This is a genomic window from Filifactor sp., assembly GCF_057248345.1.
Genome location: NZ_DBHIIC010000036.1, coordinates 1 through 14,737 on the forward strand (window position 1 = coordinate 1; position 14,737 = coordinate 14,737).

Below are 14,737 nucleotides of genomic sequence, written 5' to 3' on the forward strand. Positions count from 1 at the left end.
CTTCAAAGCAAATAGAAAGCGAATTTTTAATTGCTGAAAGAGAAGGCTATAATATTAAAGCAATTGAAGGTGATATGACAAAAATTTTGCCTTTTGAAAATGAAACTTTTGATATAGTGTTTCATCCTGTTTCAAACTGTTATGTTGAAGATGTGCAACATGTTTTTAACGAAGCATATAGAGTTCTGAAAAAGGGTGGAATTCTTCTTGCAGGTTTAAATAATGAGATAAACTACATTGTGGATGACGAAGAAAAAGAAATTGTTTGGAAAATGCCTTTTAATCCATTAAAAGATAAAGTGGCTAAAGAATATATGATTAAAGAAAATTCAGGAATACAGTTTTCTCACAATATGACAGAGCAGATAGGTGGACAATTAAAGGCGGGATTTACTTTGCTTGATATATATGAAGATACAAATGGTTTTGGTAGGCTACATGAACTGAATATTAAAACATATATTGCAACAAAATCGGCTAAATTATAGGATCAGCTAAATTTTCAGTTTCGTCTAATTGAATATATATAGTTTGAGAAACAGTAAATCAAATTGGTTTACTGTTTCTTCTTTTCTTTCACTTCCAAAGATAACTGCCATTAAATCAAAAAATACTTGAAAAGACTCTCTTTGTCCATAATTGAAATATGAATCATTGATTAAAGTTATCATAAACAACTGTCTTTTTAATGCGATTGCTTATTCCCTTTTTCATCATCATATACAATACCTATATTTTTGAAAAACGGTACTTCATAATAAGAAGTGTTCGCTATTTCTTGATTCCAAGTTTTTATTTCGATTGATAAGATTGAATAGAGAAGTTTGCCGAAGTCCAGGCAATTTAACATCAGAATACAATATGGGAAAAACCTATTGTAATTAGACCGGCAATCATGTTTCCAAAAAAGATAGCAGGTAGGGCACGACGCATTCGGATGTTCATGACGGACGCCAACATGGCTCCTGTATAAGCACCTGTAGAAGGAAGTGGAATTGCTACAAACAGAAACAGACCAAACACATCGGCATACTTGAGTTTTTTCCCTTTGATATGCATTAGATAATCAAAGTAACGAGTCAGCATAGGAAGTATTCGGTGTTGTTTCATAAAGATGACTGCCTTTCGAAAAAAAGCAATCATAAATGGAGCAGGGAGAGTGGAACCAATCATTGCAAGCAAAAAAGTAAGTTTTGGGGATACATTAAGCATAAAACCGATAGGAATTGCTCCCCTAAGCTCAATTACGGGAATTGCCGCACATAATAAGACAATGAGTTCTTTCGGCAAGTTTAAATTCGATAATAAAAAATCAATCATAGAAATCTCCTTTTTTAGTTTAATAGAAATCATGTAGAATGTCCTTTTAGAAGGGAGATTTGTTTCAAAAATAACACTCTCTTATGATAAGATGGGTAATCAAAATGAATTGACACCTAAAATTTGGGTAGTAGTAGCATAACATATTTTGATAAATAGGGGAGAATTTCTATAAAACTGTAATGTCGTTGTAATTGAATTTTATAACTTAATCAAGTAAACTATATAACATCATTCAAATAGTTTATAGTTTCAGTTAGATTTCGTACGATAGAGGAAATATTTTTTGGAAGAACACAATTTTTTGAAAAAACAGTTTGTGATAGGTAGAATAGACAAGTCAATGATGGAAAGGATATTGGTATGAAGTGGATTAAAAAGTTGGGATGTTTATGTACAGCGGTAATTCTTGCAACAGGAATAGGGACAATTCCTTCCTATGCGATTATGGACCAGGAAGTTTATGAGATTCCACTTGGACAGGGAATGACCTTGAAAAAAATAAATGAAGTGTATGATTACGGTGTCCAAAAAATTAACATTGTAACAGCGGATTTGAACAATCCAAACATCAAGTTAGATTTGTTGTTTAATAAAAACGGAATTGCAAAAAGAGGGAAATTGAGCAGTATGGTACAACAGGAATCCAATGTTGTGGCAGCAATGAATGCAGATTTCTTTTCAATGGCAAGCTCCAGTTTTTCTATCGGTGCAATGATGAAAGATGGAAAACAACTTTCGACACCACACTATCAACCAAATACATTCGGAACGGTTTTGGTGGACAGTAATCAGAAAGTGGCAATCCAATATATTAAATCGGGAACGTATCTGAACAATACCAGCAAAGGTGTGATGACGGTTGCAAACTCTATCAATAAACCTAACGGTGCCGGGAAAGGGGTTATTGTGTATACTTCGGAATATCGTCCTACTACTCTGGGAGTAAACGGAACACGACCTAATTTGGTGGAAGTCATTGTGAAACAGGGTATCGTGACTGATGTACGTGTTGCACAACCTGCGACTTATATTCCTACAGACGGATATGCGATTATTTCAGATACTGCTTCCGGTAGAGATTTGGCAAAAAGATTCAGTGTAGGAGATACTGTTGAATTAAAAACAGAAATTACGATGAATTATCCGGATACTCAGATGGCAGTAGGCGGAGGAAGTCTTTTGATTAAAGATGGTGTCGCAACTACAATTAACAAAAAAGTCAGTGGAAAGAGTCAACGTTCTGCACTTGCAGTAACTTCAGATAACAAAGTACTGTTTGTTACAGTGGATGGACGAGGTATGGATGGAGCAATTGGAATGACAGAGGCACAATTACAACAATTTCTTCTTGCTCAAAATGTAAAAGATGCCATTGTCTTTGATGGAGGAGGCTCAACAGAACTGATTGTTGATTCCAAAGTTGAGAACAAGATTACCGCAGAGCGTCCTGTTATCAACGGAGTTTCCTTAAAAAACAATGCGCAAAAAGGAAGTCCGACAAGCGTCAAAATAGTACCATTGGCAGGTCTGTTTGTTCAGGGAGAAAAAGTACCTGTTGCAATCAAAGTGTTTGATGCAAATGACAATATGTTGACTTCTTCATCGGTTTCTGTATTTACACAAGGTGTGAGTGGAAATTATGATGGTAGAAATATGGTATTCACCAGTGGAGGAAGTGGACAAATCGTTGCACAATCCGGTGGTGCAAGTAACAGTATTGCAGTAGAAGTTATTGGAACAAGTTATAATGATCCTCGAAAAACAACGAATTTGCAATCTCCAACTTTTGTAATGGTAACAGACACTTCTTCACAACAAGGAGATGTCGCAACACAGGCAATCAGTGTGAAGTTACAACAAGAATTGGCACAAGTTCCAAATGTTGTGATGTTGGGAAATCGAGATAGAAGTTTCACCACTAGGGGAAATACCGTTTCTTTTGAAAACGGTCAAGTACAAACGGTAGGAAATACAAGTTTCTTATTGATGGACGGTTCTAACGGAAGTTTATCAGGACAGTGGGATATTATTGAATATGCGTTGAAGCAACCTACAAGTAACTTAGTGATTTGCATGAATAGCAAACTTCAAGTTTCCGGTAATTCTCTCGATATTTTTAGAAAAAAAGTACACCAGGCTGCTAAGACAAAAAATATTTATCTGGTAGAAAAAAAGGGAGAATTTTCGAGTTATCAAGAAGGAAACATCAGTCGCATTTCTGTGAAAGATTTGAATGCGCCAAGTTCCAAATTATCTGATATAAAATATCTTGCATTCCAAGAAAATAACGGAGCATTGCAATATGAATTCAAAACTCTTTTCCAATAAACAGAATGTATTTTGGAAATAAGAAAGAGAATCCTACAAAAAACGAAAAAAGCAATTCTTTCAGGAAGACAATTTTCTTCCCTGAGGAATTGCTTTTTCAATGTTATGCAATCATTACTTTATTTTCATACGGTATCATTGTTCTGTCATGAAAAAGTGATCTTATTCCTTGATTCCGATGATATTATCAAGGATGATTTGAGACATGACATCAGTTAGATTCAGTTCGATGAATCTGATAGATATCTTTCCAATAAGGAAGAGAAATACACAACACCATAATCCAAAGGTGTGCTAATTCTGAAGTTTTGCCATATCCGATTGCAAAGATTAGAAGGGTAATAATTAAATTTGCATTGGCACTTTTGATTCTCTTAGGTTGTAACAATCGCTTTGTCTTATCGTTCATAGATAATATATGTTTTAGAATCGAGATTCTAAAAATAAACATAACACTTGCAATCAACACAACTACAATCCAAAAAAGAGAAAGCTCTGTTTTGGAAATACTGTAAATTCGAATAAACCATGTGCAAGACACGATGGCTGAGAAAATTGCGGGAACGAGATTTATTTTACGTGATCTATCAAAATAAAAATCAAGACTTAATGCGACGCAAAGATGTAAAGGATAGATGAAACTGGAAAACACAAAAAGTAAAAATGAGACCAAAAACAGAAAAAGAAGTTCAAAGTTGGAACATGCTTCTCCGGAAGAGCGTGTCAAAATTCTTGTAGTCCATAGCAAAAATAGAGTACCCCACCAATATAATTCCCATGGATAACATAGCGCACTTGCCGTCATCATCATAGTGAAGTAATAGTTGGTGTGAATATCCGGGGACAACTCTCTGAGAAGTTTGTAGGTGATAATCAGAATTGTCATACGAGAGATGCTAAAAAAAACTGAATCCCAGGTAGAGTTTTTCATAAGAATAGATGAGAAACCGAAATATATCGTACCGAACAAGAAAAGTACGACAAGATAGTATTTTTCTTGTGGTAGGTTTTTGGCATTCCATCGAATGATAGAAGGAGTATATTTTTTTATAGTTTGTAAAAATTGATTCATAACAGTATCCTTTCATTAACAACCTTATATCATTAGGCTCATGTTATGTTATAGATTGACATTTTATGTTTTATGATTCTGATGAATTCATAGCATCGTAACAAAAAGCATAAAGATATTATACTACACTCATTTGGAATGATATAGGAAAATAAATATAATTTTGAAATAATTTTATAGAAATAAATTGCATTATCCGTAGAGTGAATTGTGTTTTTAAAGATAAAATGAGTTTTTCTTCCTGGCTTATGAATTTTTGTTGACAGAAAAAATCATATGCTCTATAATAAATTTAGATTAGCACTCTATTAGTAAGAGTGCTAACAGTTACCGACAACAAATAAATGATCACATAAAAATGAATAGAGAGGAAGAGAAAAATGGAAAAAAAAGAGTTTCAGGCAGAATCCAAACGAATGATGGAATTGATGATTCATTCTATCTATACACACAAGGATATTTTTGTTCGTGAATTGATTTCAAATGCTAGTGATGCTATTGACAAGATATATTATGAAGCATTGACCAATGACAATTTGACATTCCAAAAAGAAAATTACTATATCGAGATTGTACCGGACAAAGAAAACAGACAACTTACTATCAAAGATACCGGAATCGGAATGAATCAGGAAGAATTGGAAAATAATTTGGGAGTTATTGCAAAAAGCGGTTCTCTTGCTTTTAAACAACAGGTAGAAAAAGAAGAGGAATATTCTATCATCGGGCAGTTTGGAGTAGGATTTTATTCCGCTTTTATGGTGGCTGATGAAGTGACCGTTTTGACAAAACGATTAGGAGAAGACAAAGCATATCGTTGGCATTCTTCCGGGATCGACGGATATACCATTGAAGAGGCAAGTAAAGATGAAGTTGGAACAGAAATTATCATCAAATTGAAACAAAATACAGAAGACGAAAATTATGATGAATTTTTGAATGAATATCATCTTAGAAGTTTGATCAAGAAACACTCTGATTTTATACGCTATCCAATCAAGATGGAAGTGAAGAAGAGCAGATTGAAAGAAGGAACAGAAAACGAGTATGAGGATTATACGGAAGTAGAAGTTATCAACAGCATGATTCCTATTTGGAGAAAGAACAAAAGTGAATTGAAAGATGAAGATTACGAAACCTTCTACCACGAAAAACACTACGGTTTTGATAAACCGATGAGCCACCTTCACTTGAAAGTAGACGGTGTGGTACGTTATGATTCCATCCTATACATTCCGACACAAATCCCGTTCAACTACTATACACCGGACTTTGAAAAAGGGTTGGAACTGTATTCCAACGGCGTCTTAATTATGGAAAAATGTGCAGACCTTTTACCTGATTACTTCAGTTTTGTGAAAGGAATGGTGGATTCAGAAGACCTGTCCTTGAATATCTCAAGAGAAATGTTACAACAGGATAAGCAATTGAAAATGATTGCAAAAAATATCAAAAATAAAATCAAATCAGAGTTGGAACAACTTCTCAAAAATGATAGAGAACAATACGAAACATTCTTCAAAGAATTTGGAAGACAGTTGAAATTTGGAGTATATAGTGAGTTTGGTGCAAACAAAGATACCTTACAGGAATTGTTATTGTTCTACTCCTCTTTTGAAGATAAGTTTGTCACATTAGAAGAGTATGTAAGTCGTATGAAAGAAGATCAAAAATATATCTTCTATGCAGTGGGAGGTAGTATCGAACGAATCAAAAAATTACCACAAACAGAGATGGTGTTGGATAAAGGATACGAAATTCTATATTTGACAGAAGATGTGGATGAATTTGCCTTGAAAATGTTACAAGAATATCAAGAGAAGGAATTTAAGAATGTTTCTGCCGGAGATTTGGGACTGGAGGAAGAAAACAAAGAAGAAATCGTTGTAACAGAAGAAGAAAAAACATTGTTCCAAAAAATGGAATCTGTTTTGGGAGATAAGGTAAAAGAAGTAAAAGCTTCCTCTCGTTTGAAACAGCATGCCGTTTGTTTGGTAAGTGACGGAGAAATCTCTATTGAAATGGAAAAAGTATTGAGTGCAATGCCTGGAAATGAAGGATTGAAAGCAGAAAAAATATTGGAAATCAATAAGAATCATCCAATTTTTGAAAAGTTGATGAGTCATATTGATAACGAAGAAAAATTGAACCAATACACCAACCTATTATATCAACAGGCAAGATTGATTGAAGGCTTGCCAATTGAAGATCCTGTAGAGTTTGCGAACCAAATTTGTGAATTGATGTAAGCAGTAAGAACTCACAAGACGTAGTTTTGTTCCAAATAAGATACAAGTAACTGAAGCAGAAAAAATTGAGTGTACGGAAGAAAGATAGACAGAAAAAATTAAAAGAAAAGGGTGTCATTCCAATTAGGGACACCCTTTTCTTTTATTGACGGAACAATCAATAAAAGAATATGTTAGTTCTGTTATCAAATCACAGAGTTCAAAAATATGAAGTGAATAGGAAACGCTATAAAAAAGGAGTTGTTATCTGACAGATTGCCAAAATTTTTTGTTTGTGTCACAAATTCTTATTATAAAATCAAAAAAACATCTTGCAAAAATAGCAGTTTTCCATTAAAATAGTGAACAATCTTTTTTTACAGGAAAGGATTTTGAAAGAATGTTCCGTAATAAGAGATACTGAAAGAAAAGTCATATAGAAAGTATAGCGATGACGAGGACTGTTTTGCAAGGTAAAAGGAGAAACAGAGAGTTTTTGGTTGGTGAAAAAAAACAACTCTTTCTTGTAAATGTATCCCCTCGGAGCTAAGAAGCTGAACAGAATCGGTAAGCTTTTTCGGTTGACCTCGTTATCGGTTATAAAGCGGCAGTTATCTGAAACTTTTTGTATAGATTTATGTGAAAGGGATAGCTGCAATAAGGGTGGTACCACGGAATATTCGTCCCTGCACAAGCTGTGTAGGGTTTTTTTATGGATAAAAACAGTTAAGATTCCTTACCAGAGACCTTGTAGAGTTTGAAAATTAAGAAAGGAAGTGCCATTTTGAGCAAATTTGAACATTTGAAAACAGGAAGTATTGCAGAAAACGAAAAAGCGATTAGTTCCTATTGGAAAGAAATTGATTTATTGCACCAATGTGTGTCACAAAGGGAAGATGGAAAGCAGTTTGTATTTTTTGAAGGTCCTCCGACAGCAAACGGAAAACCCGGAATACATCACGTTATTGCAAGAACATTAAAGGACTATGTATGTCGATACAAAACCATGCAAGGATATCAAGTGAAGAGAAAAGCCGGTTGGGATACACATGGTTTGCCGGTAGAAATAGAAGTTGAAAAAAGACTTGGATTGAATGATAAAACAGAGATTGAATCTTATGGAATCGAAGCATTTAACAAACAATGTAGAGAGTCTGTATTTGAGTATGAAGGTCTTTGGAGAGATATGACTGAGAGAATGGCATATCTGATTGATTTGGATGATCCATATATCACGTTGAATGATGAATATATTGAATCTGTTTGGCATATATTAGATAAGATGTATAAGGAAGGATATATTTATGAAGGACATAAAATTCTTCCATATTGTCCACGTTGTGGAACAGGTCTTGCATCTCACGAGGTTGCGCAAGGATATAAGGAAATTAAATCAAACACATTGATTGCAAAATTTAAATTAGCGGGAAAAGACAATGAATATTTCCTTGCTTGGACAACTACACCTTGGACATTGGCATCCAATGTCGCATTGACTGTATCGCCAACAGAAACCTATGTGAAAGCAAAACAAGGTGAAGAAATCTACTATCTATCCAAGACACTAGCGCCAAAGGTATTGGGAGAAGATTTTGAGGTTTTGGAAGAAGTATTGGGAACAGAATTGGAATATATGGAATACGAGCAGTTGATGCCGTTTGTAACACCTGACAAAAAAGCGTTCTTTGTGCTTGTAGGAGATTTCGTTACGACAGAAGATGGTACAGGAATTGTTCATACAGCACCTGCGTTTGGGGAAGACGACTACAATGTTTGTAAAAAATACAACCTTCCGGTTCTTCAACCTGTAAATGATGAAGGAAAATATGTAGGAACACCGTGGGATGGAAGATATGTAATGGAAGAAGGCCTTGATGTTGAAATCATCAAGTATTTGGCTTCAGAAAACAAAATCTACAAAAAAGAAAAAGTTGAACATAACTATCCACACTGCTGGAGATGTTCTACACCACTTCTTTATTATGCTAAACCAAGTTACTATATCGAAGTGACTAAATTTAAAGATAAATTGATTGAAAACAACAATGAAGTAAACTGGTTCCCTGATTATGTAGGAGAAAAGAGATTTGGAAACTGGTTGGAAAACCTAAATGATTGGGCAATTTCTCGTTCGAGATATTGGGGAACTCCTCTTAATATTTGGAGATGTGAATGCGGTCATGAAACGACAATCGGTTCTCGTAAAGAGTTGAAAGAAAAAGCAATCGAAACAATCGATGAAACTATTGAGTTGCACCGTCCGTATGTAGATGATGTACACATTGAATGTGAACATTGTAAGAAACCTATGACAAGGGTAAAAGATGTTGTCGATGTATGGTTTGATTCCGGAGCAATGCCGTTTGCTCAACACCACTATCCATTCGAACACAAAGATGATTTTGATGGATTGTTCCCTGCTGACTTTATTTGCGAGGGAATTGATCAAACAAGAGGTTGGTTCTATTCATTGCTTGCTATTTCAACATTTATGACAGGAAAGACACCATACAAAAATGTTTTGGTAAATGACTTGATTTTGGATAAAGACGGTAAGAAAATGAGCAAGTCCAAAGGAAATACAGTTGATCCGTTTGCATTGTTCGATCAATACGGTGCGGATGTATTGCGTTGGTACTTGCTGTATGTTTCTCCTCCATGGGTTCCAACAAGATTTGACGTAGAAGGATTGAAAGAAGTACAAAGTAAGTTCTTCGGAACGATTAAGAATGTATATAACTTCTTCGTATTATATGCAAACACAGATGAAATCAATCCGAGAGAATTTTTTGTAGAACCAAAAGATAGAGCTGAATTGGATCGTTGGATTTTATCTAAATTCAACCGTTTGAAACAAGAAGTTGAACAAGATTTAGCAGTGTTTGAAGTTACAAAAGTTGTAAGAAATATTCAAGATTTTGTGAATGAAGACTTGTCCAACTGGTATATCCGTCGTTCTAGAAGAAGATTCTGGGATGTAGGGTTGACAGAAGATAAAAAATCCGTATACAACACCACTTATGAAATCTTGGTAGAATTGTCACAAATGGTAGCTCCATTTGCACCATACTTGTCAGAAGAAATGTATCGCAACTTGACAGGTCATTTATCTGTTCACTTGTCCACTTATCCGGTGTGTGATGAAACAATGTTAGATACTGCATTGGAAGAAAAAATGGATTTAGTGAAGAATTTGGTGACACTTGGAAGAGCATCTCGTGAAAAAGTAAAAATTAAGGTTCGTCAACCAATCCAAAAAGTGTTGGTAGATGCTTCTTATGAAAGAATTATGGGAGATTTGGTTCCTTTGATGAAAGAAGAGTTGAATGTAAAGGAAGTTGTATTCTCATCAGACCTTCAACAATATATCACTTACCAATTAAAACCGAACCTTCCTGTATTAGGACGTTTGCTTGGTTCAAAGATGAGATTCTTCCAAAAAGAATTGGCTCAATTGGATGCAAAAGAAGTGGTAGAATCACTTCGCTTAGGAAAAGAAGTAACAATGAACTTGGACGGAGAATCATTCACATTATCTGAAGAACATGTGTTGATTACCATTGAGTCAAAAGAAGGATTCGATGTAGAATCCCATGCAGGTCTATTCATCATCTTAGATACTCAACTGACAGATGAATTGATTGAAGAAGGCTTCGTGCGTGAGTTTATTTCTCGTATTCAACAAATGAGAAAAACAAACGATTATGAAATGATGGATCATATCCGTATCTTCTATACAGCGACAGAAACATTGACCAAAGCAATCGAAAATCATAGAGAATTTATCAAGGCTGAAACATTAGCTGATGAATTGGTATGTGAAGCAAAGGAAGGTATGAAAGAAGAAACATTGAACGGAGAAGCAACTTCTCTATTTGTTGAAAGAGTATAGTTGAAAAAATATAGTTTTGTATCATTTCTCATCACGAAATAATTTAGAAAAGAATTTATTTGGGAAAGATGGAAACAAGTATCAAAGAATACTGATCTATGAGAGATGTATGTTATAGATAAAGTACAAGTGATATACTTTCAAAATGATAAAACAAAGAAAAAACCCTTTTTAAGAAAAACTTGAAAAGGGTTTTTTGTTTTCTAATTTGTTGATATGAAACACTATTTTCAAATATGGACACACGATACATGATTAAGCAGACCATACAATACTGTAAAAAATGGAGGATTATTATTTGAATCACATAAACTACATATATTTTATGGACTCTTTTAAGACAGAATCTGTTTGATACTTGGTGAATCATTGATTTTATGCTGGATAAAATCAACTAAAATGATATACTGAAAAGGTATGTGTTTTATTATTCAGAAATGGGAGAGTATTGATATGGAAGAAAACAAAAAAGAACATGACTTAACGAAATATTCTTATGCATTTGTAGTTTGGACATATTGTTTGATTTTATTGGCAGGAGCAGTCAATGTGTATGGAATCAAGCAATTTGGTTTCACAGTAAGCCATCATACGGGAAACTTTTCACAGATTGCAATCCATGGTTATGAGAAACAAATTCCTCTGGAATTTATCATTGTAATATTAAGTTTCTTTTTTGGTTCGTTCGCTTCAGGAATAATTTTGGCACATAATACGATAGATGAAAAAAAAACCTTACGATAAAATACTAATCAGTGGAGGAGTTGTTCTTTGCATGATGGAGTTGTTTAGGCTCCAAGAGTGGGCAATTATTGTTGTTCCATTTTGGTTGGGAATGCAAAATGCGATGTTTGTCACTTACAAAGAAGCTGTCGTTCGAACAACTCACATGACAGGAGCTTTAACAGATGCAGGTTTTGCGTTGGGTTCTTACTTAAGAGGAAACAAAAGAGAAATTTGGAAAGTGAGATTCTATTTTTTATCCATGTTTATTTTTGTAACAGGAGGATATATTGGGAATTTCTTAGTTAGGTATTTTGTTTTTCCTCTTACTTTTGTAGGTGTGATATATTCTGTGGTAGGCGTGTGGTATATGAATATGGAAGATTTTTCGTTTGAAGAATGCTTATCTTGGTTGTTTACCTTGGAAGTAACACCGTACCAGACGATTGTTTGGATTTTTAAAGATGATAGAGATGTTCGTTAAAGAGTGTTTATTTCAAGTTATTCTGAAATAGGATATCATTTTTATCCGAGTAATCACTCTTTCATTTTTTGAGAATCAATATTCTCAAGAAGATATGTTATCCAGGATGCCGGTTCAAAGATTTGAGTTGGCTTCGATTTGGGAAATCTGCATCAGACTGATGTTATTATGCACATTACCATTATCATATTGTGGATAGAAATAGCTGCCAAAAGACATTGTTCAATATTTGTTGATTCACTTAATGTTATCTTTTATCGTTTCATCGTTGTTTCAACAATTTTTACCTTTTGATATCCTACAGATGTCTGTTTGGTTGAAATTTAATACTTTTTTATTTGGTATCTTTAGACTGAAAGATATATTTTTCCATTTTGAGACTGGACAGAAAGTATTGGAGTTTTGGACTAACTTTCGAAATTCGGTTTTAAAGTGGTTTTTTTGTTTCAATCTCTTTAAATAATCTGTCCTTAGACAACAAAAATACGTTTTACACAAATTTAATATGACAAACGATAAAAAATATAATATTATGTATGTTAAGGATATCGGATTATTCATACCTATTTATAGCAAAAATTTGTATCAGATAATACGAAATATTGTGTGTAAGTTATCATCTCTTATTTATGGATTTCTGTTTACAGAAGGATAAAGATTTTTAACAGGACGGAATTCATTTTTATGATGATGGTAATACAGAAAGGAGTCTATTATGGGATTTATAAAAGCGTTTACAGGAGCATTGGGAGGAACACTTGCTGATCAATGGAAAGATTTTTATGTTCCACAACCGGGAGTACCTGCAACAGCTGGAGTTTTTCCTGCAATACCACAGGGAACAAACAATGGTAGAGGCGAAAATACAAAAGGAAATAAAAATATTATCTCAAATGGAAGTAAAATTATTGTTCCTGAAGGCACTGCTTTGATTACTATGCAAGATGGTGCGATTACAGGAATTGTTGCCGAAGCAGGCGGATTTGAGTTTAGAACGGATGATGTTAATGCCAAGTCTGTTTTTGCTGGTGATGCAATAATGGAAAGTTTGTTACGTTCTACTTGGGAAAAAGTAAAATTCGGTGGAGTACCCGGTGCACAACAATTGGCATTCTATGTGAATTTGAAAGAAATTCCAAATAACCGTTTTGGAACACAGTCTGAAATTTATTGGGATGATGCATTCTTTGGAACACAAGTAGGTGCTATGACAAGAGGAACATACACTTTAAAAATTGTAGATCCTTTACTTTTTGTTAAAAACTTTGTACCACAACAATATTTGATAGCAGATGCGCCGATATTTGATTTTGCAGATATGGACAATGATGCAGGAGCACAATTATTTAATGAGGTAGTAAGTTCATTATCTGCCGGTTTCTCAAATTATACAAACGATCCTTCAAAAGGAAATCGTATGAGTAAAATTCAAGGAGACCAAATCGGTTTTGCACAAGCTCTTTCCAAAGCTGTAGATGATATGTATCAATGGAGACAAGACAGAGGTCTTGAAATTGTGAAAACTGCTATCATGGCAATTGAATATGATGAAGATACAAAAGAAATGATGAAAGATGTGAAACGAGCTGACGCATTGTCAGGAGCTCGTGGAAATTCTTTCATGCAACAATCTGTTGCTAGAGGAATGCAAGCTGCCGGTGAAAACGGTGGTGGTGCCAATATGGCATTCATGGGAATGGGAATGGGTGCTGCCGGAAACATGATGGGCGGTATGCAACAACCTAATACACCAAGTTCCTATCAACCTAACTTTGGACAGCAACCACAACAACCAATGTATGGTCAACAACCGCAACAACCAATGTATGGTGGACAACCACAACAACCACAACAACCACAACAACCTGTAGATCCTACAGCGAAGTTGATTGAAATGAAAAAATTGTTGGATGCAGGTGTTATCACACAAGAAGAATTCGATAAAGTAAAAATGCAATTACTTGGATTCTAAATAGAAAATTTAGAAAAGATATCAGTTTTATAAAAAGGATTTTCAAGGGTGGTATGGATATGATGGATGAAAAAGATACTTTAATGGATAATCAACAACAGGAAAATAGTAATCCGACAGAAGATATTGTTATAATCAGAACAGATGAGGGAGCTAAGAACGGACAGGACAAATGTCCACTCTGTGGAGCAACGGATATTTCTCTTAATCAGAATACCGGTAAATTGAGATGTAATTTTTGTAGACATGAGTTTGAACCTGAAGCACTTGTTGGAATGCAGGAGGAATTATCTTCTCTAAAAGGAAAAGTGATAAGTTCAGGTGCACAAAATATTGAAGCGAATACAGAGGATATTTTGACTCTAAAATGTCAAAGTTGCGGTGCTGAAGTTGTAATAGATACTTCTGAATCTGCACAGGCAAGATGTCACTGGTGTAGAAATACACTTTCTATCAATAAACAGATGCCAAATGGTAGTATTCCTGATGTCGTATTGCCTTTCTCTATCAAAAAAGAGGATGCGAAACAAGAAATTGAAAAATTTGTTGCAAAAAGAAAATTCTTTGCACATCCAACTTTCAGAAAAGAATTCACAACAGAAAATATCATGGGAGTATACCTACCTTATATGTTGGTCGATGTCAACGGACATGCTTACTTTGAGGGAGAAGGTGAACGATTGGTTCGCAGATATGAAGTTGGTGGTTCTGAGAT

Annotated in this window: 9 protein-coding genes, 1 pseudogene and 1 other annotated feature; of the genes and pseudogenes, 8 read left to right on the forward strand and 2 right to left on the reverse strand. The window is 34.5% G+C overall.

The features are described 5' to 3' along the window. A partial coding sequence (locus ACO5GE_RS06320; protein ID WP_484830078.1) for a class I SAM-dependent methyltransferase occupies window positions 1–488 on the forward strand: 488 nt, incomplete at its 5' end. A gap of 361 nt (window positions 489–849) precedes the next feature. Here the strand turns inward: ACO5GE_RS06320 and ACO5GE_RS06325 are convergent. Beyond that, window positions 850–1,320 (reverse strand): COG2426 family protein, encoded by a 471-nt coding sequence (locus ACO5GE_RS06325; RefSeq protein WP_484830079.1) that lies wholly within the window; start codon window positions 1,318–1,320, stop codon window positions 850–852. A 363-nt stretch (window positions 1,321–1,683) separates the two neighbouring features. Here ACO5GE_RS06325 and ACO5GE_RS06330 point away from each other — a divergent pair, with 363 nt between their 5' ends. Continuing rightward, the gene (locus ACO5GE_RS06330) at window positions 1,684–3,651 is read left to right on the forward strand and encodes a phosphodiester glycosidase family protein (RefSeq protein ID WP_484830080.1); all 1,968 of its coding nucleotides are present in this window, start codon (window positions 1,684–1,686) and stop codon (window positions 3,649–3,651) included. A 211-nt stretch (window positions 3,652–3,862) separates the two neighbouring features. Here ACO5GE_RS06330 and ACO5GE_RS06335 read toward each other — a convergent pair whose 3' ends face one another. Next, window positions 3,863–4,723 (reverse strand): hypothetical protein, encoded by an 861-nt coding sequence (locus tag ACO5GE_RS06335; RefSeq protein WP_484830081.1) that lies wholly within the window; start codon window positions 4,721–4,723, stop codon window positions 3,863–3,865. A gap of 380 nt (window positions 4,724–5,103) precedes the next feature. Between ACO5GE_RS06335 and htpG the strand changes: the two genes are divergently transcribed. The 6 genes and pseudogenes from htpG to ACO5GE_RS06365 all read left to right on the forward strand — a co-directional run. Then, a complete protein-coding gene (gene htpG / locus ACO5GE_RS06340) occupies window positions 5,104–6,972 on the forward strand; it encodes a molecular chaperone HtpG (RefSeq protein WP_484830082.1) in 1,869 nt (622 codons plus the stop codon). 421 nt (window positions 6,973–7,393) lie between these two features. Next, window positions 7,394–7,642, forward strand: a binding site (T-box leader). A 93-nt stretch (window positions 7,643–7,735) separates the two neighbouring features. Further along, window positions 7,736–10,843 carry an isoleucine--tRNA ligase gene (gene ileS / locus ACO5GE_RS06345; RefSeq protein WP_484830083.1) on the forward strand — a complete coding sequence of 1,036 codons (3,108 nt, stop codon included), beginning with the start codon at window positions 7,736–7,738 and terminating at the stop codon, window positions 10,841–10,843. A 453-nt stretch (window positions 10,844–11,296) separates the two neighbouring features. After that, window positions 11,297–11,587 carry a DUF1275 family protein gene (locus ACO5GE_RS06350; protein ID WP_484830084.1) on the forward strand — a complete coding sequence of 97 codons (291 nt, stop codon included), beginning with the start codon at window positions 11,297–11,299 and terminating at the stop codon, window positions 11,585–11,587. A 31-nt stretch (window positions 11,588–11,618) separates the two neighbouring features. Next, complete coding sequence (locus tag ACO5GE_RS06355; RefSeq protein WP_484830085.1) at window positions 11,619–12,050, forward strand: YoaK family protein; 432 nt, start codon at window positions 11,619–11,621, stop codon at window positions 12,048–12,050. A gap of 715 nt (window positions 12,051–12,765) precedes the next feature. Then, window positions 12,766–14,022, forward strand: a complete 1,257-nt coding sequence (locus tag ACO5GE_RS06360; RefSeq protein ID WP_484830086.1) for an SPFH domain-containing protein — start codon at window positions 12,766–12,768, stop codon at window positions 14,020–14,022. A 59-nt stretch (window positions 14,023–14,081) separates the two neighbouring features. Beyond that, a pseudogene (locus ACO5GE_RS06365) lies at window positions 14,082–14,737 on the forward strand (TFIIB-type zinc ribbon-containing protein); the annotation flags it as partial.

Excerpts from the sequence above, each read along its gene's own strand:
- ACO5GE_RS06325 (WP_484830079.1), bottom strand. The coding sequence starts at position 1,320 with ATGATTGATTTTTTATTATCGAATTTAAACTTGCCGAAAGAACTCATT.
- ACO5GE_RS06330 (WP_484830080.1), top strand. The coding sequence starts at position 1,684 with ATGAAGTGGATTAAAAAGTTGGGATGTTTATGTACAGCGGTAATTCTT.
- ACO5GE_RS06335 (WP_484830081.1), bottom strand. The coding sequence starts at position 4,723 with ATGAATCAATTTTTACAAACTATAAAAAAATATACTCCTTCTATCATT.
- htpG (WP_484830082.1), top strand. The coding sequence starts at position 5,104 with ATGGAAAAAAAAGAGTTTCAGGCAGAATCCAAACGAATGATGGAATTG.
- ACO5GE_RS06350 (WP_484830084.1), top strand. The coding sequence starts at position 11,297 with ATGGAAGAAAACAAAAAAGAACATGACTTAACGAAATATTCTTATGCA.
- ACO5GE_RS06355 (WP_484830085.1), top strand. The coding sequence starts at position 11,619 with ATGATGGAGTTGTTTAGGCTCCAAGAGTGGGCAATTATTGTTGTTCCA.
- ACO5GE_RS06360 (WP_484830086.1), top strand. The coding sequence starts at position 12,766 with ATGGGATTTATAAAAGCGTTTACAGGAGCATTGGGAGGAACACTTGCT.